Source organism: Fibrobacter sp. UBA3629 (assembly GCF_002374005.1).
Lineage (GTDB): Bacteria > Fibrobacterota > Fibrobacteria > Fibrobacterales > Fibrobacteraceae > Fibrobacter.
Genome location: NZ_DFLC01000005.1, coordinates 20,084 through 43,694 on the forward strand (window position 1 = coordinate 20,084; position 23,611 = coordinate 43,694).

The following is a 23,611-nucleotide window of genomic DNA, read 5'->3' on the forward strand; positions in this document are numbered from 1 at the left end:
GAAATCGGTCACGGCCACCTCGCCGAACGTTCTCTCGCTGCCGTTCTTCCGCTGCCGGAAGACTTCCCGTACACCATCCGCGTGGTTTCCGAAATTCAGGAATCCAACGGTTCTTCTTCCATGGCCTCTGTTTGCGGTGGCTGCCTCAGCTTGATGGACGCTGGCGTTCCTATCAAGGCTCCGGTCGCAGGTGTCGCCATGGGCCTCATCTCCGAAAAGGGTTCCGTCAAGGAAGGCGGCAAGATCAAGATCTTGACCGACATCACCGGTACGGAAGACCACCTCGGCGATATGGACTTCAAGGTGACGGGTACTGCCGAAGGCATCACGGCCTTCCAGATGGATATCAAGATCCGCGGCATTACGCCGGAACTCATGCGCGAAGCTCTGGAACAGGCTCGTCAGGGCCGTCTCCACATCTTGGGCAAGATGGCTGAACTCGGCCTCGCCGCTCCGCGTCCGAAGGTTTCCGAGAAGGCTCCGACCATGATCAAGATGCGCATCCCGACGAACAAGATTCGCGACGTCATCGGTTCCGGTGGCTCCGTGATCAAGGGCATGCAGTCTCAGACGGGTTGCACCATCAACATCGACGACGATGGCAACATCGACATTGCCGCTCCCAGTGGCAAGGCCGCTGCAGTCTGCCGCCGCATGATCGAAGAACTCACTGCCGAACCCGAACCGGGCCGCAAGTACAAGGGCAAGGTCAAGACGATCCAGCCGTTTGGCGCATTCGTCGAAATCCTGCCTGGTCGCGACGGCCTCGTGCACATCTCCGAACTTGCCGACCACCGCGTCGATAAGGTCGAAGACGTCGTTCACGTCGGTGACGAAGTCGAAGTGCTCTGCCTCGGTGTGGACCCGAAGGGCAAGGTGAAGCTTTCTATGAAGGCGCTCCTCCCTCCGAAGGCTGCTCCGGCTGATGCTCCGGCCGCTGAAGCACCTGCTGCAGAAGCTCCGGCTGAAGCATAATTCGTTTATACGAAATTGAAAGCGCCCGGCTTAACCGCCGGGCGTTTTCGTATATAAAGAAAGATCCCCGCCTACGCGGGGATGACAATGGTGGTTGGAGGGCCAAGCCCGCCCTTGTCGCTATTTAGAGAAGAGGTGCTTAAACGCAGCCCCGATTCCCTGGGCCTTCATGTCGGACCAGAAGGTGGTCGGGACGGCTAGCAGTTCTGCGATGGGGCGCGGGAACTTCTTGAAGATGTACTGCCTGCGCTTCATGCCGATGCGGATGTTCTCGGGGCGCCAGTTGCTCCCGAAGTGGTGGATACTCACCGTCTCGTCGGCGGTATTGATAGCACCGTCCAAAAAGCGCTTGGGCGAGAAGTACCATTCGGGCAGGATATCCAGCCCGTTGAACTTGTCACAGGCGTTCGCGAGAATCTGCGGGAGTACCAGCTGTTCCACCTTCTCTTCGCTGTATTCGTAATGCCTTTCGGTGTAGTACTTGAGCGCCTCGCCGATGATGGGCGAGCCCTTCTCCGCCCCCAGGAACGAAGGCTCAATTCGCTTGGAACCGTTCTCGTATCCGAGAATGTACTTGCGGTCGAGGAGGTGGTTCGGCGACATCAGAAGCTGTACGTCGGAATCCAGGTAGATTCCGCCTTCGGTGTAGAGCGCGTACAGGCGCACCGCGTCGGCGGCAAACGCCCAGTTGCCCTGTTCCATGGCTTCAAGAATCCAGGGAATGCCTGTCGCCTTGGCCTTCTGGTAATCCCAAAAAATGCAGTTGTAGTCGCCCAGGAACTTTTCCCAGGATTCCATACAACGTTGAACCTTTTCCGGAAAAGGTTCGTTCGAAAGCCAGCAATAATGAAATATCTTCGGGATCATAAAAATTCTCCGTCTACACCCTTATTTTAACATTTTTTTCGTCAAATGGAATGCTTTTTTTGCGATTTTATATGAATAATTAGGCATAAAGGCGGAAAGAACGTCTTTTTTGTTATATTTTTGTAACAAGGATTGTGATGGGACCGTTCTTATTGACATTGGCGTTTGCTCTTTCGATAGTGAATTTCGCTGTCTTTCTGCTTTTATTTCGGAAGCAGCAGAACAATTACATGTTCTTTACGTTTGTCGCCATCGTCGTCAGCTGTTTCGGTCACTGGCTCCTGGGGTTCTCGGAATCGGTCGACGGGGCCATCCTTGCAAATAAGATAAATTACCTGGGCTCGGCGTTCTTGCCGATGCTCATGTTCTTTACGCTCGCGGAGGTTTGCCGGCTGAGGATTCATCCGGTGGTGCGGGTCCTTCTGATTGCCTTTAGTTGCTTTGTCCTTTTTCTCTCGTTCACGGTGGGCTATAGCGACATCTACTACAAGACCGTCGAGTTCGTGGTGCAGAGCGGGGCGGGCAACTACGTGGCGACCTACGGCTGGGGTCACGATGTCTTCAATGCGATGATCCTGTTATATGGGGTGCTCGATATCGGGGTGATTGTCCATGCCTGCCTTATGCGGAGGCTGGTCTCGCTCAAGAATATCTTTGCGATGTTTGCTCTACAGCTCGTGACGGTTTCGTCGTTCTTTGTTTCGAGGTACATGGAAAACGACATGCTCTGCATGCCCTTCGTGTATCTCGCCGACCAGTTCTTCTTGCTTTACATCAGCTTGAACGTAAAGTGGTACGACATTGCTAGGAGCGTGATGCAGTCGCTTGAAAAGGACAACACGAACGCGTTTGTCTCTTTCACGCCTGATGGCGAATACCTTGGCTGCAATGAGATTGCGCTTGCCTTTTTCCCGAAGCTTGCGGAGTGCCGCGTGGATGTGGCGATTCCCGACGAAAGCGAGATGGGGGCGGTGTTCAATCCGCTGCTCAAGCAGGTCGAGAGCGGAAAATCGCGGAATGCGTTCAAGTTCTGGTTCGGCAATCGTCATTTCAGGTGCTCGGCACGAACGATTCCTCTCTGGAACGTGATGCAGATTTGCCTTTTCCGCGTCGAGGATGATACGAGCGTTCAAATGTACGTGGACACGCTTGGCAAGAGTCATAACCAGCTGGTGAAGGTGGTCGAGCAGAATGCGCAGGCGGTGAGCGCTATCCAGGAACAGATGATTGTCGGCATGGCGAATATGGTCGAAAGCCGTGACGGCAATACGGGGGGTCACATCAAGCGCACGAGCCAGGTGATTCGCATACTGGCATCCGAGATGCGCAAGGACATGGCCTACGGGAGGATGGATTCTTTCTACGATGCGTTGATTTCTGCCGCTCCGATGCATGACCTTGGTAAAATAGCTATCGATGACGAAATCTTGCGCAAGCCCGGACGATTTACCGATGACGAATATGAGCAGATGAAGACCCATGCCGAGAAGGGTGCGGTGATAGTCGAAAACCTGCTGACCGGAATCGAGACCCCCTTCTTTGTGCAGCTGTCGAAAAACGTGGCGCATTACCACCACGAGCGTTTTGACGGTACGGGCTACCCGCATGGCTTGCGGGGCGAGGAGATTCCCGTGGAAGCACGCATTATGGCGGTCGCGGATGTCTACGACGCGCTGGTGAGTAGCCGCTGCTACAAGGAAAGCATGTCGTATGACAAGGCGGGGGATATTATCCTCTCCGGGATGGGGACACAGTTCGACCCTGTCCTTCAGAAATATTTTATTGACTGCGAACCAAAACTTCGCGATTACTACAGGACCGTGGAGCACTAGCGTATGGAAAACATGGTGATTTCTTACTTGGTGCTGATGTGCGTGGTCTCGTTCCTGAACCTGTTCGCGCTTGTGCTGTTGTATCGCAAACAGCTGAATTTCTATTTCGCGTCTATCTTTGTCTCGGTACTTGTTGCGAACATCGGCTACTTGGCTGGGGCCCTTTCCGAGACGAGGGAGACGGTCATCATCGCGACCAAGCTTTGCTACCTGGGGTCCGTTTTCGTGCCGATGTTCGAGTATTTCATTATCCTCCGCATCTGCCGCTTCAGGTTCCCGGACTGGGGAAAGCTTTTGCTGGGGCTTTGTTCTGTAGCGATACTCGTGCTCGCTTGCACTATCGGATATAGCGATATCTATTACAAGACGGTCACCTACACGCACATGTACGGGGTGGGCTATTGCTCTTGCGAATATGGGCCGACGCATATCCTGTGGAACATAGTGCTGGTGTGCTACACGCTTGCTAATATCGTGACCATTAGCTATGCGGCGCGTACGCGGATCAACGTGAGCTACAAGAACCTGATTGCCATTGCGTGCATGACTCTGATTTCCATTATATCGTTCCTTGTTTCGAGAAAGGTCGGGAGCGATACGATGGTGGTGCCGACGGTGTTTGTCATTGACGAATTTATTCTCTTTTTCGTGTGCCTGCGCGTAAGGATGAGCGATATTTCGGATTCCGTCCTTGAATCGCTCGAGGCGGAGAACCAGAATGCCTATGTGGCGTTTTCGGACAAGGGAATCTACCTCGGGTGTAACGACATCGCCTTCAAGTTTTTCCCGGAACTCAACGAATTCCGTGTGGATGAGACGATGCCCGAGGGGCTCGAAATCTCGAAGCATTTTGGCTCGCTGATGGAATCGTTCGTGAGGAAGGATTCCCCGAGCGACAGCTATTTCGCGTATGGACGGCGCAACTTCAGGGTGTGCGTGCGGAAGGTTGCCCGCAACAAGATTTCGCATATCGTGCTGTTTCGCATCGAGGATGAGACCAAGCTGCAGCGCTATATCAAGAAACTCGATACGCACAACACGAAACTCAAGGACGTTATCAAGGATAACGACAGGCATATCCACGCCATCCAGGAGCAGATGATTGTGGGCATGGCGAAGATGGTCGAAAGTCGCGACAGCAATACGGGCGGCCACATCATGCGCTCGAGTGCGGTCGCGGGAATCCTTGCCGAAGAACTTCGGAAGGATGATGGCTTTGGGCGCACGAAGGAATATTACGACGCGCTGATTGCGGCGGCGCCGATGCACGACCTCGGGAAGATTGCGATTGACGACAAGATCCTGCGCAAGCCCGGCAGCTTTACGCCCGAAGAATTCGAGGTGATGAAGACGCATGCCGAGAAGGGGGCCGCCATCGTGGAGAACTTGCTTTCTGAAATCGAGGAACCCTTCTTTGTGGAGATTGCGAAGAATATCGCTTGCTTCCATCACGAGCGTTTTGACGGGAGCGGTTATCCGTACGGGCTCTTTGGCGCGAATATCCCGTTCGAGGCGCGCGTCATGGCGATTGCGGACGTCTACGATGCGTTGGTGAGCAAGCGCTGCTACAAGGAGCAGATGTCCTTTGAGGATGCTTACAATTTGATTATAGATTCGATGGGGACGCATTTTGACCCGAGGCTCAAGGCAAGTTTTGTCGCGTGCCGCGAAAAACTCGAGAACTATTACAGGAATAGCCCCGGCTGGGAGTCCAACGAAAAGTAAAAATAACCCGCTTTGGCTTTTAATTTTCTATCTTTGGCACCATGACAAAGTTTAGCGAATTCCCGTATGTTGCCGACCGCTTCAATGCCGTCCGCAGGGAAACTGTACAAGTTCGCGTTGGCGACGCACTTATCGGGGGCAACGCCCCCATTTTAGTTCAGTCCATGACCACCACCAAGCCGAAGGACGTCGAGAAGACGGTGGCCGAAACTTTAGCGCTCGCCAAGGTGGGCTGTGGCCTGGTTCGCATTACCGCTCCGACATTTGCAGATGCAGCCGCTCTTGAAGAAGTGATGAAGCAGGTGCGTGCCGCCGGTTGCACGGTGCCGGTTTCCGCCGACATCCACTTCCAGCCGAAGGCCGCGTTCGAGGCGCTCAAGTGGGTCGAGAAGGTCCGCATCAATCCGGGTAACTTCGTGGATACGGGCATTTTGACGCTCGACCAGCAGACGGACAAGTCGTTTGACGAGGGCAAGGAAAAGGTTGCCGAGGCTTTCACTCCGTTTGTGCAGGAGGCCAAGCGCTTGGGACGCGCCATCCGCATCGGTGTTAACCACGGCTCGCTCTCTGCCCGCATGATTTACCGCTACGGCGATACGGTGGAAGGCATGGTGGAAAGCGCCATGGAATACCTGGCCGTGTGCGAAGCCGAGCATTTTGACCAAGTTGTTTTAAGTTTGAAGAGCAGCAACCCGCGCGTGGCGATTGCCGCCTACCGCATGCTCGCTGCCCGCATCAAGCAGGAAGGCTTCAAGCCGTACCCGTTCCACGTGGGTGTCACGGAAGCGGGCGCGGGTGCCGACGGACGCTTGAAGTCTGCGGCCGGCATCGGCGCCTTGCTGCTTGACGGTCTCGCCGACACCATTCGCGTATCACTCACCGAAGATCCTGTGGCCGAAGTCCCGGTGGCGCAGGAGCTTATCAAGGCCTGCGCTTTGCCTGCTGCGCCGACGGCATACAACGTGCCGGTTCTCGAGAAGGACCCGTACCATTACGAGCGCCGCGCGACTTCTGTCGTGAATGTTTCCGGCGTGGAAATTGGTGGCAATAGTCCGGTGAAGGTCGGCGTGAAGGCCGATGCGATTGCACTTACCGGCGAACGCCGCAACGCGGAATTTGCGCTGCCGAGTTTGGATGCCGCCCCCGTGGTACAGTTCAAGGACGCGATAGACATCGCGGGGTTCGCCGCGAATCCGGCGAGCGTGCCCGCAGGTTCCGTGTTCTGCTATACCGGCGCCGAGATGGTCGCTGGCGTGCGCGCCCTTGCTGCCGCATTGGATGCGGCAGGTCGCCAAGACCCGATTTTGCTTTACGCCAAAATTGGTGACTCCGAAAAGGAAACACTCCGCGTGTCCGCCGATATCGGTAGCTTGGTAACCGACGGTCTTGGCGACGCCGTCGTTATCGACGGCTACAAGGGCGCTAAGGAATGCGTGCTCCTTGCATTCGATATTCTGCAGGCCGCCTACTGCCGCCGCAGCAAGACGAACTTTATCAGCTGCCCGAGCTGCGGCCGCACCCTCTACGATATTCAGCAGGTCATGGGCAAGATCAAGGCCCGCTTCGGACACCTCTCCGACATTTCCATCGGCATCATGGGCTGCATCGTGAACGGCCCGGGTGAAATGGCTGACGCCGACTTCGGCTATGTGGGCGGTGGCCCCGGCCGCATTACGCTGTTCGAAGGCAAGACGGCTGTGAAGAAGAATATCCCCGAAGAGGACGCCATCGAGGAACTCGTGAATTTGATTAAGGAGCGCGGTCGCTGGCAGGAACCTTAAAAGATCCTCGCCTTCGCGAGGATGACATTGAAGAAAAGATTTTAAACATTAACAAAGGACATAAAAATGGCAACTATTAAGACGATGAACAACATTTCCAAGAAAGGCTTGAGCCTGTTTGGCTCGTTCTACCAGGTTTCCGACTCCGTCGAAAATCCGGATGCTATCTTGGTGCGTTCCGCCCAGGTTGATACCGACAACTTTGACGGCCTGCTGGCTGTCGCCCGCGCCGGCGCTGGCGTGAACAACATCACCATCGACAAGGCTTCTGCAAAGGGCATCTGCGTGTTCAATACTCCGGGTGCAAACGCCAACGCCGTTGCCGAGCTCGTGATGACCGTGCTCGGCATGGCCGTCCGTAACGTGGACAAGGCCGCCGCATGGGTCAAGAACCTCGACACCACCGACCCGGACCTCGCGAAGACCGTCGAAAGCGGCAAGAAGAAATTCGCCGGCATGGAACTCGCTGGCAAGACTCTCGGCGTGATTGGCCTCGGCAAGATCGGCGTGCTCGTCGCCAACTATGCCCGTTGGAAGAACATGCGCGTCATCGCTTACGAACCGTATCCGAACGCCGCCAACATGCATGAACTCTCCAACAAGGTGGAAATCGCCGACCTCGACACCGTGATTGCGAAGTCTGACTTCCTCACCGTGCACGTCCCGTTCATCAAGGGCGTGACCGAGAACCTGCTCAACCGCAAGAACCTCGCCGGTTTCAAGGGCAGCTACATCATGAACTTCGCCCGCGGTGGCATCGTGGAAATGGCCCCGGTCAACGAGATGCTCGCCTCTGGTTCTCTGCAGGGCTACCTCTGCGACTTCCCGGATGCAGACCTCATCAAGAACGACAAGGTGACTTGCTTCCCGCATCTCGGCGCCTCTACCGAAGAAGCCGAAGAAAACTGCGCCGTCATGGCCGTCGAAGAACTGAAGGACTACATCGAATTCGGTTGCGTCCGCAATTCCGTGAACTTCCCGGCCCTCGTTGATCACCCGCACGCTGGCGTCAAGAGCCGCGTCGTGGTCATCAACCAGGATGTTCCGAACATGATTTCCGAAATCACGAAGGTGTTCGGCGCCGAAGGCATCAACATCGCCAGCTTCAGCAACAAGAGCAACGGCAAAATCGGTTACAACCTCGTTGACGTGGAAAGCAAGGTGGACGACTCCATCATCGAGAAACTCTCCAAGCTCGACAAGGTCATCAAGGTCCGCGTGATCCACTTCTAAGATTGCGCCCCGCAAAAAATTTAGACCGTAGCATGACGCTTCGGTCTTTTTTGTTTTTATATGAGTTGCTCTATTTCTGCTTGCACATGAGCGCTTCTTTCATGGTGTATTCTTCGTGTTTTTTCTTGTTGCCCTTGCGCTTGTAGAATTCCACGATGTTGTGAATCACGATGCAGTCGGAAGGGTATAGTTTGTGGGCGCGTTCCAGATAAACTATCGCGCTGTCGCTCTTTTGGAGCATGTGCACGACGCTCATGGCGTTCAGCGATTCGACGCTGTTGGGGAGGAACTTGAACATCTGGCGCGCGAGCATCTCGTAGCACGGGTCGTTTTCTACTTCGAAGTGCTTCCTTGCGGCGATGGTGAATTCGCCCTCCAGTAGTTTGTCTGCGTTGTCGATTTTTCGCCCACCTGCGAGTTCGCACTTGTCCTTTTTCGTCTTTAACAGGTCGTGGATTTTTTCGAAGTATTTGACTTGCTCCTTGCAGTTTTCCATTTCGCCGTTCAGTTGGACCTGCCCGAGCCAGATGTCGATTCGGTACGGGAAGCGCTCGAGCGCAGAATCTAGTATTGCCGATGCCTCCTGTAGGCTCCCGAGGGAATAGGCGGAGCGTATGGTGTTGCTCGAGGCGCGGATTTCTTTTTTGATGACGCTGTTCGCCCTCGTAATCCATTCTTCGGGGGTATCGGCGAAGGTCTGTGCGAAATACACGGCTAATATGGTAAATAAAATCTTCTTCATGTTTTGAATTATAGAATTTTTCTACTTTTCGTTACAAAATAGGATTGTAGGAATGAAGATTCTGGTGACAGGTGCGGCGGGTTTTATCGCCTCGAAGATCATGGCGATGCTTTCGGCCCGTGGTGACGAGGTGGTGGGACTCGATAACATCAACGACTATTACGATGTACGCCTCAAGTACGGGCGCCTGTGGGAAAACGGCTTCCGTTCGGTGAATGGTGGTGTGCTTGCCGAAATCCCCTTCGGGCAAATGCTTGAAAGTTCGACGCTCGCGGGTGCACGCTTCGTGCGCATGGACCTCGCCGACAAGGAATCTATCGACAAACTTTTTGCGGCCGAGAAGTTCGACAAGGTGGTGAACCTCGCGGCACAGGCCGGCGTGCGCTACTCCATCACGAACCCGTATGCCTACATGCAGAGCAACATGGTCGGCTTCCTCAACATTCTCGAGGCATGCCGCAACAACCAGGTAAAGCACCTGCTCTATGCTTCTTCCAGTTCTGTTTATGGCTTGAACGCGAAGGTGCCCTACAGCGAAGAAGACAATGTCGACAGGCCTATTAGTTTGTATGCGGTAAGCAAGAAAAGCAACGAACTGATGGCGCATTCCTACGCGAAACTTTACGGCATCCCGATGACGGGACTGCGCTACTTTACGGTTTATGGCCCGTGGGGCCGCCCCGATATGAGCCCGATGCTCTTTGCCCGCGCCATCTCGAAGGGCGAGCCCATCAAGGTCTTCAACAATGGCGACATGATTCGCGACTTCACCTATATCGACGATATCGCGGAAGGCAGCGTTCATGCGCTCGACCACATGCCTGTCGCTGCGGAATGCGAAAACGGCGTGCCCTACAAGGTGTACAACATCGGCTGCAGCCACCCGGTAAAGCTGATGGACTTTATCGCCGAAATCGAGAACGCTTACGGTGAGCCCGCGAAGAAGGAATTCTTGCCGATGCAGCCGGGCGACGTTTACCAGACGAACGCCGACACCACGAAGCTCGAGGCCGAATGCGGATACAAGCCGCACTGGAGCCTGCACGACGGCATCGCTGAGTTCATGAAGTGGTACAAGAGCGACAAGAATCCACTGAGGTAGATACATATTAAAAAACGCCGACGGCTCCCATCCGGGAGCCGTTTTTGTGTAGAAAAGATTGATGGAAAGATTATTTCACGTTTGACAGAATGTCACTTTTGGAAACATGAAGGAGGCTGACCGCTTCATCGGGAGATAGCTTGCCGGCTTTTATTAAGATTTGGGCGACTTCTTTACGGTCGTCTTCTTTTCCCTGCAAATACGAGCCCTGTTTCTCATAAAGCATGTCCGTCATTCCGTCAACCTCGTTCAATAGAGTTTCGTCCGTATACCCTTCTAAAGATACATCTTTTGCGAACTCTTTGTCAAGGAGGCGCTTCAGCTTTTCTTCGGGGATTTCATTTTCTTCAAGTACATCGCGAAACAAGCGCAGCATTTCGGCCCTGTCGGACGTGTCGCGCTTTTCGGGCGGGGTGCGATCGTCGATGGCAAAGAACTTCTCGATTTCGACCAGGTAGATGTCCATCTTGTCATAGTAGAGACGATGGTTCCGTACCAGTTGAGCGTGGTGTAGGTACGTATTCCGTTCTTTCGGAAACTGGTTCTCGGTCAGGATGGAGAGCACGTAGATGTGCGGCAGGTTGTAATCCTGCGACTTCTTGACCGTGCGCGAGACAACACGGGCGGTATAGTAGAGAAGCCGGTCCACAAAAAGCGTGTTGAAGTTCTGCTGGACCTCAATCAGCACGGGTTCTCCCGCCTGCGTAGTTCCGTAAATGTCGAAAATTGCAGTCTTGTCGTTCAAAACACCGGGATTTTCGGGTACTCCGAGTGTATAGGATTTTATCGCTTTTTCACCGGTGAGGCCAAGCATTGCGTTTAGAAACTTCACGGTGCGTTCAGGCTTGGCCTCGTTCGCCAGGAGCATCTTGAAGATGCCGTCGCTAAACGGATAGACGTTCTTGTATTTCTTGCGGTAGTATGCCAGACGCTCGGGGTGCTCGTGCACGTCCTTTGCCATGGCGATGTATTCAATGCGGTTCATTTAATCTCCCTTTGGGTTGGCGATACCCCGGAATTGGGGTGTGCCTACCTATAAAAACGATTGAAACGCGAAAACGTTACCTTTGGGCCGTTTTTTTCGCGGACTTGCGGAAAAGAGGGGAAAATAGCTCGCCAAAAGAAAAAATGCGTTGGCTATGCGTACGGTTTGTGTAAAAATGTGTTATCTTAAAGGTATGAAGTATTCAACTTTAATATTGGCTCTTTTGCTTGTGGTCTCTTCGGCCATGGCTGCAGCGCAGGGAACCTTGGTCGACAAGCGCGATGGGAAAAAGTACAAGACGGTGCAAATTGGCTCGCAGACCTGGATGGCTGAGAACTTGAATTATAAGACTAAGGAAAGCTATTGCTACGAAGACAAGTCTGCAAACTGCAAAAAAAATGGACGCCTTTATAAATGGGATGCAGCACTACAAGCATGCCCTGCTGGCTGGCATTTGCCAAATAAAGAGGAGTTTGAAGCATTGTTTGCTTCAATTGGTGGAGATGCTGCCGGCAAGGGAATTGCAAAAAAATTGAAGTCAAAAACTGGTTGGTCTGAGGAGAATGGAATCGATGCATTTGGTTTCTCCGTGCGTCCTGTTGGTAGCTGGACTTATTCTGGAGATTATTATGGATACATCGGCATGGATGATATCGCGAATTTCTGGAGTTCTTCTGGGGCCCATGTCGGCAATGCGTTCTACATAGATTTTCTTTGGAATTCAGACGATGTCTACTTGGGAGCAGAATCAGCTGATTTAAGATTGTCTGTCCGCTGCCTCAAGGACGATGAAAAAGAATTCGTTGACAATCGAGATGGGAAAAAGTACAAGACCGTTACAATAGGCGATCAGACTTGGATGGCGGAGAACTTGAACTATGAGACGGAGAACAGTTTCTGCTATGAAGAAAAGGCTGCAAATTGTAAAAAATATGGTCGCCTTTACACATGGGAAACTGCGTTAAATGTATGCCCCGCTGGCTGGCATTTGCCAAGCAAAGAGGAGTTCGAGGTTCTGATTGCTGCAACTGGCGGGGTAAATGTTGCAGGCAAGGCTCTTAAATCGAAAGGCGGATGGAATGGAAAGATTGGCAATGGTTCTGACGCTTTCGGCTTCTCTGTGCTCCCAGCCGGCAGCTGGGATTCCAATGGTGGTTTCAACCGCGAAAATTACAACGCAACGTTTTGGTGTTCTACAGAGAATGATAGCAATGGTGTCTGCTACATGAATTTGAGTGGTAACTTCGACGATGTATTATTAAGTATCGACCCCTTTAAGCACTACAAGGTATCCGTCCGTTGCCTCTTGGACGATGACGAATCGGAGGTGCAGCCAGTAAACGCGGCATGGAATGTATACAATGACGAAAAATCCAGTGCTTCCTTGATAGATGAACGTGACGGTAAAACGTATAGGACGGTTTCCATCGGCAACCAGACGTGGATGGCGGAAAATCTGAACTACGAATCGAAGGACAGCTACTGTCTCGAAAACAAGTCGGCAAATTGTAAAAAATACGGTCGCCTTTACGCGTGGAATGCCGCTCAAAAGGCCTGTCCTGTTGGTTGGCATTTGCCGGATAAAGAGGAATTTAAAACTTTGTTCGAGGCTGTTGGCGGTCAAAGCTCTGCTAGTAAAGCTCTCAAATCGAAAGCTGGCTGGAACGGCAATAGCAATGGTAATGACTCCTTCGGATTCTCGGGATTCCCCACTAGCTACAGAAGCATCAATGGGGGCTATGGAGCCAAAGGCGAGTTTGCGTACTTCTGGAGTTCTTCAGAGCGTAGCAGAGATCTTGCATACTACATGTACTTGTATGATTACAACAGTGTGGGTTTGGAGGATGGGCCTAGGGACTATGGGTTCTCAGTCCGTTGTCTCAGGAATGGCGATGAATCAACAAGGTCGGTTGTAAATGTTACGGCAGGTTCCATGATAGACGAACGCGACGGCAAAACATATAAGACCGTTACCATCGGCGATCGGACCTGGATGGCAGAGAACTTGAATTACAAGACCAATGATAGCTACTGCTACAAAGACAAGGCTGCAAATTGCTCCAAATATGGTCGCCTTTACGCTTGGGATGCGGCAAGATCGGCCTGTCCTGAAGGCTGGCATTTGCCGGACAAAGAGGAATTTGAGAGATTGTTTAAGTCCGTTGGTGGCGAAAGCATCGCTGGTAAAAAATTGAAATCAAAGAATGGCTGGAAAGATGGTGGTAATGGAACGGACTCCTTTGGCTTTTCGGCGCTCGCTTCCGGCTGCAGCTATGGCTACGACAGTAAGGGGTACAACTATGAGGGCATCGGTGCTGATTTTTGGAGTTCTTCTGAGGCAAATGCTGGATCCGCGTACTATATGGTTTTGGACTATCGCTACCTCAACGCGGGTTTGGAAACCGGTCATACAGCCTCAGATCGTAGGTTATCTGTGCGTTGTATTCAAGATTATATAGAAGAAGTTATATTATTCGACTCTTCTGAAGGCCCGGTTCTGGCCGCATCAGTGGTTGTTGATGAAAATAGTTCTGCAGGATCCTTAATTGACAAACGTGACGGGAAAAAGTACAAGACTGTGCAAATCGGCTCGCAGACCTGGATGGCAGAGAACCTGAATTATAAGACGCAGGATAGTTACTGTTATGATGATAACTCTAGCAACTGTTCCAAGTATGGTCGCCTTTACACATGGAATGCGGCAACTTCGGCCTGTCCCGAAGGCTGGCACTTGCCGAACAATGCAGAATTTGAAACATTGTTCGAATCTGTTGGTGGAAAACAGGTTGCTGGAGTAAAATTAAAGGCCAAGTCTGATTGGAATAGCGACGGTAACGGCACGGATGTCTTCGGTTTTTCGGCGATTCCTGCTGGTGTTAGGAGCTACGATGGAAATTACCTCGAAGAGGGCAACTTCTCGCACTTCTGGAGTTCTACGAAAGCCAGTAGTTACGACGCGTTCTACATATATTTGAACTACGGCATGGACAATGCGAGCCGGTCTTTCAACGATAAACTCGTTGGGTTCTCGGTGCGTTGCCTCCAGGACGCTGGCGAATTGGGTGAACCGAATAGTTCTGCTGGAACTTTGGTAGATACGCGCGATGGGAAATCGTACAAGACGGTACAAATAGGCAACCAGACGTGGATGGCGGAGAACCTGAATTACAAGACGCAGGATAGCTATTGCTATGGCGGTAAGTTTGTAAACTGCAAAAAGTATGGCCGTCTTTACAAATGGAACGCAGCAAGAACTGCGTGCCCGAGCGGTTGGCATTTGCCGAGCAAGGAGGAATTCGATATATTGCCTAATTTGATCGGTAGTGATCAGTTTGGTAAAAGTTTAAAATCTAAGGTTGGCTGGAAAGATGGAGGAAATGGCGTTGATACTTATGGATTCTCGGTGCTTCCTGCCGGCTACAACTACGATGGCGAATACCACAATGAGGGCATCAGCGCTGCTTTCTGGAGCTCTACCGAGGATAATAGTGATGCTGCGTATGAGGTGAACTTTGTTTACGAAGACGACTTGGTGGGCATGGCGGGCAGTGAAAAGGAGATGGCGCTCTCAGTCCGTTGCGTCAAGGACTAGCATGGGACTCTTTCGCCAAAAAACTTCTATATTGTTTTTTGATGATTTCTCGTGTCGTTATACCCGTTGTGCTCCTTGTCTGTGCGCTTTTTGCGGCGGACGTGTTTGTGCTACCTGCCGTGACGCCCGAACTCAAGGCGAAAGCGGGGGAGTACTACAACAACGAATGCAAGGGTTGCCATCGCTGGGCGCGCAAGTTTGCGGCGCCGCCCATGAAGGATAACGTCGCGCAGTATGTAGAGAATCCCGAGGCTCTGGTGCAGTACCTGATGAAGCCCGAACCCAAGCACCCTGACCAGTGGGACCCGATGGAAATTTCGCCCATGAGCGAAGCCGACGCGAAGATGATGGCGTCGTGGCTGCTGTATATTCTGGAGCACCCGGACGACCTCGGAAGGCCTAAGTAACAGGAGCTGTGCTTGAAGTATTGGATGGGTGGCATTTTTGCGGTCGTGTGCGCGTTCTTTCTGGCGGATTTCCTCTTTTGCCAGAAGGCCACTCCTGTGCGAGTGGGTGCCGATGCGGGCGGCCCGAATTCGATTGCCTTTTTGCACGAGCTTCACGGCGAAAACATCGGGCTCGATTGCAGCCACTGCCATACGGGTGCTGCGTCCGGGGCGCGCGCATATATGCCCGCAAAGGCGGACTGCATGGATTGCCACCGCCTGCCGCTCACCGAAAATCCCGGAATCGAGAAGCTGGATTCGGCGCTGGCCGCCGCTCCGGCATACCCCTGGAAGCACGAGTCCGCGTTGCCGGAGCACGTGGTGTTCCACCACGGGGTACACGCGGCCGCCGGGGTGGAGTGCGCGGACTGTCACCGCGGTTTTGCCGGAGCTCAGCCCGGCGCGAAGGCCGACGTGTACGGCGGCGAGAATTTCAGCATGCAGATGTGTCTCGCCTGCCACAGGGGCGAAACGTTCAAACAGAAGAATTTCAGGCGGGCGGCCACGTACTGCGCCGCGTGCCACAGGTAGTTTATGGACAGGCGCGAGTTCTTGAAAATCCTTTCGGCGACGGTGGCGGGTTTTGCGCTGTTCGGGTGCCGCGACGGCCTGCTCGGCGATATGCCGGTCAAGGGCGCGCGCCTCAAGCTCGCTGACTTCGAGAACGAGGTGAAATTCGCCCTCTCGAAGATGAAGCCCGGTATGGAACTCGTGCGCGTGCCGATGCCCGCAGCGCTCAAGACTCCCGGTGCCTCGCAGGAGAACCGTTTTGGCATGGCTATCGACCTGGATGCCTGCGATGCCTGCGGCAAGTGCGTGCTTGCCTGCATCCAGGAGAACAACATCCCGCTTAGTGCTCCCGAGCGTGCGAACCGCGGGCAGTTCATGCACTGGATAGAGATGTGCGGCGGTGCGCCCGCGATGTGCTTCCACTGCGGGGATGCCCCCTGCGAGAAAGTCTGCCCGACGGGGGCCGCGAACCACACTCCCGATGGCGTCTCTGCGATGATGTACAAGCGCTGTACCGGGAGCCGTTTTTGCGGTGCGAACTGCCCCGTGCATGCCCGCAAGTTCAATTTCGATGACCCTGTGGCTTCGGGCCGTTCGCTCAAGTTTAACGCTGGCGTTCCCGTGCGCGAGAAGGGCGTGATGGAAAAATGCTCGCTGTGCCTGCAGCGCCTGCAGGATGCGCGTCACGACTTCAAGGCGCTCCATCCGGGAGAAAGTTTTCGCGGGCGCGGCGTGACCACCGCCTGTGCCGCCGCGTGCCCCAAGAACGCGATTATATTCGGCAACTGGCTCGATGAAGGTTCCCCGCTGGTAAGGGCGGCGAAGGACCGCGTGCTCTATGCCCCGAAGGCAGTCGCCTCGCTTGACCCGTCTATCGTCTACATGAGGGGGCATCGTTGATTTTCCGCATCCTCCTATATGCGGGGCTTGCGCTCCTGTTGCCCGGCCTTGCCGCGCTAGGGTATTCCCTCTGGGAAGGCCCTGCCGTGTGGTCGCTGGACACGCATACCTTCTGGGGAACTCCCGTAAGCCTGTTCGTTTTCTGGATAGGCATCGCCCATGCGGGTACACTCATTTCTGCGATTCTCCTTGCGCTCGGCGTGCCGCTCGATCGCCGCACCTCGATGCTTGCCGAACTCACGACTCTCTGCGCGCTCCTGGTCGCCGCGATATACCCGCTCATGCATCTCGGTGTGGTGGAAAACTTCTACATGGTCATCCCGTTTCTGGATGCACGGGGGAGTTTCGCGAACGTGCGTTCCCCGCTGGTGTGGGACTTCTGCTGCATCGCCATCTATGCGGTACTCTCGCTCGTGTTTTTCGCGATTCACCTGTTTGCGGATAGGTCGCAGGCGCTGGAAGATGTGCGTCGCCCGATGGCATGGCTACTCTTCCCGCTGGTGCTCTGGGTGCACACGATTGTGAGTCTCGATTTTGCGGTGACGTTCGTGCCCGAGTGGCGCGGGGCGTTTTTCCCGCTGTACTTTATCGCGGGTGCCATCTATTCGGGCCTTGCGATGGTGAACGTGCTGCTTGTTGCGGAAGGCTGCCGCGTGCGCCTGCTCGAAAAGCTCATGATGGTCGGTTCCTTCGTGATGCTCGTATTCTGGGCTTGGAACTTCGCGTTGAAGGGGGACTGGAACTTCTCGGTGTTCGCGTTCGGGGCGCTGTTGCCGCAACTCTGGTGGGTGTCTGCCGTGCGCGAAAGCCCCATCGGGCGGCTTGCGATTTCGATCTCGGTACTTTTCGGGCTCTGGCTGGAACGCTTCTTCCTGGTAATGCCCGCCGAACCGCGCGGCTTTGGGTATGTCGATGCGGGCCTTGTCGCTTTTTCCATCGGGTTGTTTACAACGTTGCTTGTGATTTTGCGTGTAAAGTTGCGTAAGCCCATCGAGGGCGGGGAACTTCTTTTCGGCGAACTGGAAGAGGCTTCTGCGCCGGTTGTGGAACCCCATACGGAACCGCTCACGAGCCGCGAGTTTATCGTGTTGCGCTTCCCGTTGTTGCTGGGCGTGCTCGTGGCGCTTGTCTACACGCTCTGGGCGGTGTCGCAGCCCGTGTTCGATACGGTGGCGGTCGCTATCCCGAACGTTGCCCCGCTATTCTACCCGATTGTGGCGCTGGTGGCCGCTATTGCCCTATGCATACGCCCGGTATGGCAGGCGGTTTCGGCGCACAATGCAGATGGATGCGGTTCCCGTTACCTGAAAATCGCCTTTGCTATATGTGTACTTATGTTTGCGTTTTTTGCGGGAGTGTTTTATGCGGGCGGTTCGTCTGCGCCCTCGAAATTCACGAGCTATGCGCAGGTCCCGGGGGAGGCGGACAGTGGCGCGTTTGATACGCTGCGGACGCGCGCGGTATGGAACGCGCGATGCAGCGGATGTCACGGGACGGACGGCAAGTTCAACGCGAAGTTTGTCCGCGAGTTCTACCCGGTTCCGCAAAAGTTGACTGCGGCTCGTCTCGATTCCCTCGGGGAGGATTCTCTGGTACACGTGATTATGTACGGGCGCACGAACATGAACCCGTATGGTGACCGCATTACCGAGGCTGAAGCCCGCGCCCTCGTGCGATACATGCGCTCGCTTGCCCCGGAGGACATCCCTGCACCCGAGATAAACGATTCGACGCACGAGATAAACAATTCGACGCCCGAAACAAACGATTCGGCGGAGGTTCTACAATGATCCCGCTGATGAACGCTGTCGCCTGCCTCCTCGCGCTCGCCATGGCCCAGTTCTTCTGGCGCCGCCCCATCCGCCTGTTCAAGGAGGCGTTCTTCTTGCTTGCCGCCGTAGTCGTGTTCTGCGTCTACGCCTACTTCTCGGGCGACATGAACGACCCTGCGATGGAATCTTACCCCTTCCGCATGTTCGCGCTGGCCCTGTGCTTCTCTACGACGGCCCTGCCCGTCAAGCGCCGCCGTTACCTGCTCATGGCTCAGGTCATGTGGTTCTGGGTCGAGTTCTTCGGCTCCGTGTCGCTCTTCTACCACGGCTTCGACATGCCGTGGACACGCCTCTTGGCAATCGCCGTCTCCGTGTTTGGCTCCACGTTCCTCTCGCGCATCTCGCAGGGCATGGAGTTCGCCCTGATGGCTTACTGGATTGCCGTCTGGGTGTTTTTCTAGTTGATTTTGCTCTGGGTGCCTACGGGTCGAGCAACTCGCCGCGGATGACTTCGACGTTCCCGCCGATGAGGCTTATTATGTTCGTCGGGTTAATCTCAATGGGGCCGCAGTCGACCATCATCTCTACGGAATGCTCGAAGGTCTTCCAGATTACGTCGGGCTCGAAGATGTCCTCTTCGCTGAGTTTTGCCGCCGTGCTGAGGATGGGCTTGTCGAAATGCTGGAAGAGTTCCTTGAAAAACGGGTGCGTGGGCATGCGGATGCCGATTTCGGGGCGCTTCACGTCGAGCCTGCGGGCAATGTGCGGGTCGGCGGGCAGAATGAAGGTGTAGGGTCCTGGCACGCGCGGCTTCATGATGTTGAACGCGAAGTTGTCGATGCGGGCGTACTCGGTCGCACTGCGGATGTCGGGGACGATGAGCGCCATGAAGAACTTCTTCATAGGCTTTTTGAGGGCGTAAAGCTTGTGGATTGCCTTCGGGGATTCTGCATTGCAGCCGATGGCATAGCCCGATTCGGTGGGGTAGAGTACCAGCGCGTCGTCTTCGAGGGCTGCTGCAGCGAGTTTCACGATTCTCGCCTGCGGGTTGTCTGGATGTACTTCAAAACGCATGGCGATAATATAAAAATATGGCTGGATTTTGCATCGTCATCCTCGCGACTTGTGCTGAGTTTTGTCGAAGCAAGGCGAGGATCTTTAGGGCAGATAGTTTATCTCGCTAGCACTGCGGAATCACTTGGGTGCCTTCGAAAGCGTTCTTGATGTGTGCGAATTGCACGGGCGTCTGGTACATGCGCGCGGTGAGGACGTCGAAACGGCATGGCTGGTCAAAGCCCCTGGGCGCTTCTTCGCGGTGTGTGTGCAAAAAGTGGCACGCCGTCTGCCAGATTTTCCGTTGCTTCTGCACGTTCACGCGTGCGGCGGGATTCCCTTCGCCGGTTTTCCATACGGATTTTACCTCTACGAAAACAATCGTTTCGCCCTGCTTTGCAACGATGTCGAGTTCGCCGCCGCGATAGGCGTAGTTACGGGCGAGGACACGGTACCCTTCTCGCAAGAGGTACGCGGAGGCGTGTGTCTCGACGAGGTTTCCTTTGGATTTGCTGTTCAATGGAGCTCCATGCCGAGCAGGCGCATTTCAGAAATGGCGAAGTCCTTGTTTTCGGCGTCGTAGGCTTCGTCGAGGTAAATCTTGATTTCGCTGGTTTCCATCGCCTGGATTTTCGGATACTGCATGCCCTTGATGTTTTCAAGCGTCACCTTCTGCTTGAAGCCTTCCTTGGTCTCGAAGGTGAGCGTCTTCGGCTTCTTGAAGATGCGGAAGCGGTCGCCGAATGGGTCGTCGACCGATTTCTGGTAACCTACGGCAAATCCGACGTGCGTGATGAGCGTGATATTGTCGAAGAACAGCGTGAGTACCGGGTTCTGCGGCTTGGCAGGCATGGCGTTGAGCCAGGCCGTCTTGAGGTCGCCATCGGTGAGGTTGTCGATGGGGTAGCCACCCGAGATGTCGGCTTCGATGGCTGCGGTCTCGTGGTTGCCCATCGCATCGTCCCATTCAATCTCCGTAAGCATCCTCTCGGGCTTGTGCGTGAGCATCAGGAGAACGAGGAGCAGGATGATGAGCGGGAACAGCGAGATGGCAAGCGCGGTTAAACGCCTGCGGATGACGCGTACGTGCGATGGGAGGCGGGTGGCCGCTTCGGCAATCGAGGCGGGACCGTGCCGCAGCAGGGAGCCCTTCTTGCCGATCTTTACGCTTCCGTGCGTTTCTTTTTGCGGGAAAACCTGGTCGCATTCATCGAGGAATTCCTGCATGTCGTGGAAGCGTTCGTTGAGCTTTTTCTTAAGGCACTTGAGGATGAGCTCGGAGAGTCCCGGTGGCATGTCGGGGCGGAACTGTTTGGGATCCGGGGGAGGTTCCTGAACGTGCTTGAGCGCAATTTCTACGGGTCGGCTTCCGTTGAAGGGGAGTCTTCCGCAGGTCATTTCGTACAAGATAACGCCCATGCTGTAGATGTCCGACTGGAGCGTCACTTCGTCTCCGTGACATTGCTCGGGGCTCATGTATTCCGGCGTACCCATGGTAACGCCCGTCTTGGTGAGCCTATCCTTTTCCATCTCCTGGATGTACGAAATCCCGAAATCCATCACGTAGACACGGTTGTCGCGCGTGAGCATGATGTTCGAGGGCTTTACGTCGCGGTGGACGATGCCCTTGCTGTGGGCGTAGAGGAGCCCGCGCGCAATCTGGCGGATGATGACCTCGATGGCGTCGAACGGCAGCTTGCTTTGCTTCTGCAATACGTCCGAAAGCGAGAATCCCTGCACGTAGGTCATCGCGATGAACAGCTGGTTGTTCTGCTTTCCGAAGTCGAATACGTGGACGATGTTCTGGTGGTCCAGTTCCTTCATCGCCTGCGCTTCCAGGTAGAACCTCTGGATGGCTTCTTCGTCGGCGGAGGCGTCGAGAATCTTGAAGGCGACTTCGCGCTTGAGCTTTTTGTCGAGGGCTTTGTAGACAAGTCCCATGCCGCCTTTGCCGAGGGTGCCGATAAGGTCGTAGTTCTCGTTGAAGGGCCTGGGAAAATTCTGTGATGCAGGTTCTGTCATTTTGCTTTCTTGGACCGGTAAAGAATCGTTGCGGTAATTATACAAAATAATGCGGCGAGGAGTAGGGCCGCTCCTTTGTTCCAAACGTCATCGGGATGTTCGAGCAGCGTGTTCAGCAGCGAACTTTGGCTATAGCGTGACCAGACGATGTAGGAAAGCCATTTGCCCACCTGTTGCATTTGGTCGAAGGGAACCAGGGCCCCGGCGAGCGCCACTTGCGGGATGATGAGGAGCGGCAAGAAGGCGTTCGCTTGTCCCGAATTGCGCGATAGTGAGCTCACGAGAAGCCCGATGGCGATGGCGGGAGTTGTTGCCGTAACGGCGATTGCCAGGAGCTCGGGAATGTCGTGGTGGATGGGAATGCGGTAGGCGATAAAGGCGTATACAATGACGGTCTGCAGGATGGATACAATCGTGGGGAGGATGAATTTGGCGGAGAGGTAGGGAAGTATGCGGGCCCCCTTGCGGAATTCGCCCTTGATTGTATTTTTTTCCTGAACGATTTCGCGGATGGAAAGCGATAGCGAGAACCAGTTCGCGCAGAGCACGATGGCGAATGCGACTGTCCAGAGCGAGGATGTCCGCGAGAAAATTTGCGAAAAGAGAAAGCCGATGATGAAGGGCTGCAAAAGAAGTGCGGCTAGCTTCCCCTTGTCACGAACCCATTGGCGAAGCATGAGCGCCATGTTGTAGAATAGCGAACCCTTGTGCCGTTGCTTGGTGAAGTAGTAGTGGCTTAGGTTGTTCGAAACCGTGTCCTTGCTGATGATTCCTGATTTTTGCCAAATCGAAGATGAATCCGTAGAGAGGTTCGAGAGGATTTCGTCAGGATTGCTTGTCTTGAAGAACTGGTATGCTCCTTGCGGGCTGCCGTAGAAGCACTGTTCGCCTTGATGGATGACGAGCACTTTGTTCGCAATGCGGAGCGCCTCGTAACTGTGCGTGGTGAGGATAATTGTGTGCCCGAGAAAGGCGAGCTGCTTCAGGTGCGAACACAGGATGCGGGAGTTGAATGGGTCGAGACCCGAAAGCGGCTCGTCGAGGATGATGAGACCTGGGTTTCCCATGAGTTCCGCTGCGAGGGCGACGCGGCGTATCTCGCCGCCGCTGAGCGTCCTGATGCGGCTCTGCCGCCTGCCGCTCAGCCCGAAAAGTTCGCAGAACTTTTCGAGTCGCCCGTCCGCGCTTTCGCGAAAGTCCTTTGCGTCAAGCGTAATGCGGGCGCCATGGCGGAGCGTTTCGTCGACGGTCAGGTCGCTGCGGAGTGGCGGATCCTGTTCGAGAATGGCGATGCGTTCGCGAATCTGGCTGTGGCGGTAGTCGACGCCGCCTATGGTGACTTCGCTTCTTTCGCCCTTGCGGTAGGTGCCTTCGAAGAGTTTCAGTAGGCTTGATTTTCCCTGTCCCGAGCGTCCGATGATGGCGAGTATTTCGCCGGCGGGGAGGTCGAAGTCGATACCCGACAAGAGCTGCTTCTTCCCCGCGTATACGTCGAGGTCCCGGACGTGCAATTCGAACCCTGCTCCCGCTTTTCGCATGAAGAGCTTCCCATCCCTGACGCTCATTTCCGTCTGGTCGAATCGGATTCCTTCGCCGGGGCGGAGCCCTATTTTTTTCCTGCTCTTGCCTTCCTCGTCTATGATGGGGTGCTGGAAACGGATTTCGGCGCCGTCTCCGTCCTTGCGCACTTGGATGGGTTTTGTCGAACCGTCCTCGCCTAGATCCACCATGCAGAATTTGTCTTCGAGCGGTTGCTCCTGGACTTCGTCGTTGATGTCGTAAAGCAGGAGGGAAAGTTTGTCTTCCTTGATGTCGACCCTCAGCCTCTTGACCCCGATTCCGATGATGTCGCCGTCGTGAAGTTCGCTTTCGTTTATCTGGGCTTCGTTCAGGAGGGTGAAACTGTTTTCGGTAAGGCTGCGGATTTTCCAGACGGCTCCGTTCGGACCTTGCTCTCGTTCAATGACGGCATGTTCCCTGGATACAAAACGCTCCGAGAAGCGGAGGTCACTTCCTTCTCTGCGCCCGATGGTGAAGGGCTTGCTTGTATCTGGCGTAATGATTCTGAACATGG

The 23,611-nt window shown here is 54.5% G+C and carries 19 protein-coding genes; 12 read left to right on the forward strand and 7 right to left on the reverse strand.

What is annotated here, in order from left to right:
• A partial coding sequence (locus B2310_RS00920) for a S1 RNA-binding domain-containing protein (RefSeq protein WP_290728009.1) occupies positions 1-975 on the forward strand: 975 nt, incomplete at its 5' end.
• Between the two features lie 120 nt (positions 976-1,095).
• Here the strand turns inward: B2310_RS00920 and B2310_RS00925 are convergent.
• Positions 1,096-1,842: a glycosyltransferase family 32 protein gene (locus tag B2310_RS00925; RefSeq protein ID WP_290728011.1), complete on the reverse strand. Its 747-nt coding sequence runs from the start codon at positions 1,840-1,842 to the stop codon at positions 1,096-1,098.
• Positions 1,843-1,979: 137 nt separating this feature from the next.
• Between B2310_RS00925 and B2310_RS00930 the strand changes: the two genes are divergently transcribed.
• The 4 genes from B2310_RS00930 (at position 1,980) to B2310_RS00945 (ending at position 8,413) form a co-directional block, all read left to right on the forward strand.
• A complete protein-coding gene (locus B2310_RS00930) occupies positions 1,980-3,674 on the forward strand; it encodes an HD domain-containing phosphohydrolase (RefSeq protein ID WP_290728012.1) in 1,695 nt (564 codons plus the stop codon).
• A 3-nt stretch (positions 3,675-3,677) separates the two neighbouring features.
• Positions 3,678-5,399, forward strand: a complete 1,722-nt coding sequence (locus B2310_RS00935; RefSeq protein ID WP_290728014.1) for an HD domain-containing phosphohydrolase — start codon at positions 3,678-3,680, stop codon at positions 5,397-5,399.
• Positions 5,400-5,440: 41 nt separating this feature from the next.
• Positions 5,441-7,180 (forward strand): (E)-4-hydroxy-3-methylbut-2-enyl-diphosphate synthase, encoded by a 1,740-nt coding sequence (ispG, locus tag B2310_RS00940; RefSeq protein ID WP_290728016.1) that lies wholly within the window; start codon positions 5,441-5,443, stop codon positions 7,178-7,180.
• A 66-nt stretch (positions 7,181-7,246) separates the two neighbouring features.
• Positions 7,247-8,413: a phosphoglycerate dehydrogenase gene (locus B2310_RS00945; RefSeq protein WP_072810253.1), complete on the forward strand. Its 1,167-nt coding sequence runs from the start codon at positions 7,247-7,249 to the stop codon at positions 8,411-8,413.
• Between the two features lie 70 nt (positions 8,414-8,483).
• Here B2310_RS00945 and B2310_RS00950 read toward each other — a convergent pair whose 3' ends face one another.
• Positions 8,484-9,155 (reverse strand): hypothetical protein, encoded by a 672-nt coding sequence (locus B2310_RS00950; RefSeq protein ID WP_290728018.1) that lies wholly within the window; start codon positions 9,153-9,155, stop codon positions 8,484-8,486.
• A 52-nt stretch (positions 9,156-9,207) separates the two neighbouring features.
• On the opposite strand from B2310_RS00950, the gene B2310_RS00955 reads away from it, so the two are divergent.
• Complete coding sequence (locus tag B2310_RS00955; RefSeq protein WP_290728020.1) at positions 9,208-10,257, forward strand: NAD-dependent epimerase/dehydratase family protein; 1,050 nt, start codon at positions 9,208-9,210, stop codon at positions 10,255-10,257.
• Between the two features lie 70 nt (positions 10,258-10,327).
• Here the strand turns inward: B2310_RS00955 and B2310_RS00960 are convergent, their stop codons facing one another.
• Entirely contained in the window at positions 10,328-11,242 is a 915-nt protein-coding gene (locus B2310_RS00960; RefSeq protein WP_290728022.1) for a PD-(D/E)XK nuclease family transposase, read from the reverse strand.
• A 193-nt stretch (positions 11,243-11,435) separates the two neighbouring features.
• Between B2310_RS00960 and B2310_RS00965 the strand changes: the two genes are divergently transcribed.
• From B2310_RS00965 to B2310_RS00990, 6 genes are read left to right on the forward strand one after another with little or no spacing between them, the layout of a single operon-like run.
• Positions 11,436-14,834 carry a fibrobacter succinogenes major paralogous domain-containing protein gene (locus tag B2310_RS00965; RefSeq protein WP_290728024.1) on the forward strand — a complete coding sequence of 1,133 codons (3,399 nt, stop codon included), beginning with the start codon at positions 11,436-11,438 and terminating at the stop codon, positions 14,832-14,834.
• Positions 14,835-14,875: 41 nt separating this feature from the next.
• Positions 14,876-15,241 (forward strand): c-type cytochrome, encoded by a 366-nt coding sequence (locus B2310_RS00970; RefSeq protein ID WP_290728026.1) that lies wholly within the window; start codon positions 14,876-14,878, stop codon positions 15,239-15,241.
• Positions 15,242-15,253: 12 nt separating this feature from the next.
• Positions 15,254-15,811: a cytochrome c3 family protein gene (locus tag B2310_RS00975; RefSeq protein ID WP_290728028.1), complete on the forward strand. Its 558-nt coding sequence runs from the start codon at positions 15,254-15,256 to the stop codon at positions 15,809-15,811.
• 3 nt (positions 15,812-15,814) lie between these two features.
• On the forward strand, positions 15,815-16,690 hold the full coding sequence (locus B2310_RS00980) for a 4Fe-4S dicluster domain-containing protein (RefSeq protein ID WP_290728030.1): 876 nt from the start codon (positions 15,815-15,817) through the stop codon (positions 16,688-16,690).
• Entirely contained in the window at positions 16,687-18,480 is a 1,794-nt protein-coding gene (locus B2310_RS00985) for a c-type cytochrome (protein WP_290728032.1), read from the forward strand. The genes B2310_RS00980 and B2310_RS00985 overlap by 4 nt, the downstream gene beginning before the upstream one ends.
• Complete coding sequence (locus tag B2310_RS00990) at positions 18,477-18,923, forward strand: hypothetical protein (protein WP_073115869.1); 447 nt, start codon at positions 18,477-18,479, stop codon at positions 18,921-18,923. Before B2310_RS00985 ends, B2310_RS00990 begins: the two co-directional genes overlap by 4 nt.
• A gap of 19 nt (positions 18,924-18,942) precedes the next feature.
• Here the strand turns inward: B2310_RS00990 and B2310_RS00995 are convergent, their stop codons facing one another.
• The 4 genes from B2310_RS00995 to B2310_RS01010 all read right to left on the reverse strand — a co-directional run bounded on the left by B2310_RS00995 (position 18,943) and on the right by B2310_RS01010 (position 23,609).
• Complete coding sequence (locus B2310_RS00995) at positions 18,943-19,536, reverse strand: L-threonylcarbamoyladenylate synthase (RefSeq protein ID WP_173381944.1); 594 nt, start codon at positions 19,534-19,536, stop codon at positions 18,943-18,945.
• Between the two features lie 106 nt (positions 19,537-19,642).
• The gene (locus B2310_RS01000; RefSeq protein ID WP_173366218.1) at positions 19,643-20,035 is read right to left on the reverse strand and encodes a YraN family protein; all 393 of its coding nucleotides are present in this window, start codon (positions 20,033-20,035) and stop codon (positions 19,643-19,645) included.
• Entirely contained in the window at positions 20,032-21,537 is a 1,506-nt protein-coding gene (locus B2310_RS01005) for a serine/threonine-protein kinase (protein WP_173366219.1), read from the reverse strand. Before B2310_RS01005 ends, B2310_RS01000 begins: the two co-directional genes overlap by 4 nt.
• A complete protein-coding gene (locus B2310_RS01010) occupies positions 21,534-23,609 on the reverse strand; it encodes an ATP-binding cassette domain-containing protein (protein WP_290728035.1) in 2,076 nt (691 codons plus the stop codon). Before B2310_RS01010 ends, B2310_RS01005 begins: the two co-directional genes overlap by 4 nt.
• Positions 23,610-23,611: the final 2 nt, after the last annotated feature.

What these genes read in the sequence shown, in the direction of transcription:
- B2310_RS00925 (WP_290728011.1), bottom strand. Translation starts at nt 1,842, where the DNA reads ATGATCCCGAAGATATTTCATTATTGCTGGCTTTCGAACGAACCTTTT.
- B2310_RS00930 (WP_290728012.1), top strand. Translation starts at nt 1,980, where the DNA reads ATGGGACCGTTCTTATTGACATTGGCGTTTGCTCTTTCGATAGTGAAT.
- B2310_RS00935 (WP_290728014.1), top strand. Translation starts at nt 3,678, where the DNA reads ATGGAAAACATGGTGATTTCTTACTTGGTGCTGATGTGCGTGGTCTCG.
- ispG (WP_290728016.1), top strand. Translation starts at nt 5,441, where the DNA reads ATGACAAAGTTTAGCGAATTCCCGTATGTTGCCGACCGCTTCAATGCC.
- B2310_RS00945 (WP_072810253.1), top strand. Translation starts at nt 7,247, where the DNA reads ATGGCAACTATTAAGACGATGAACAACATTTCCAAGAAAGGCTTGAGC.
- B2310_RS00950 (WP_290728018.1), bottom strand. Translation starts at nt 9,155, where the DNA reads ATGAAGAAGATTTTATTTACCATATTAGCCGTGTATTTCGCACAGACC.
- B2310_RS00955 (WP_290728020.1), top strand. Translation starts at nt 9,208, where the DNA reads ATGAAGATTCTGGTGACAGGTGCGGCGGGTTTTATCGCCTCGAAGATC.
- B2310_RS00960 (WP_290728022.1), bottom strand. Translation starts at nt 11,242, where the DNA reads ATGAACCGCATTGAATACATCGCCATGGCAAAGGACGTGCACGAGCAC.
- B2310_RS00965 (WP_290728024.1), top strand. Translation starts at nt 11,436, where the DNA reads ATGAAGTATTCAACTTTAATATTGGCTCTTTTGCTTGTGGTCTCTTCG.
- B2310_RS00970 (WP_290728026.1), top strand. Translation starts at nt 14,876, where the DNA reads ATGATTTCTCGTGTCGTTATACCCGTTGTGCTCCTTGTCTGTGCGCTT.
- B2310_RS00980 (WP_290728030.1), top strand. Translation starts at nt 15,815, where the DNA reads ATGGACAGGCGCGAGTTCTTGAAAATCCTTTCGGCGACGGTGGCGGGT.
- B2310_RS00990 (WP_073115869.1), top strand. Translation starts at nt 18,477, where the DNA reads ATGATCCCGCTGATGAACGCTGTCGCCTGCCTCCTCGCGCTCGCCATG.
- B2310_RS00995 (WP_173381944.1), bottom strand. Translation starts at nt 19,536, where the DNA reads ATGCGTTTTGAAGTACATCCAGACAACCCGCAGGCGAGAATCGTGAAA.
- B2310_RS01005 (WP_173366219.1), bottom strand. Translation starts at nt 21,537, where the DNA reads ATGACAGAACCTGCATCACAGAATTTTCCCAGGCCCTTCAACGAGAAC.
- B2310_RS01010 (WP_290728035.1), bottom strand. Translation starts at nt 23,609, where the DNA reads ATGTTCAGAATCATTACGCCAGATACAAGCAAGCCCTTCACCATCGGG.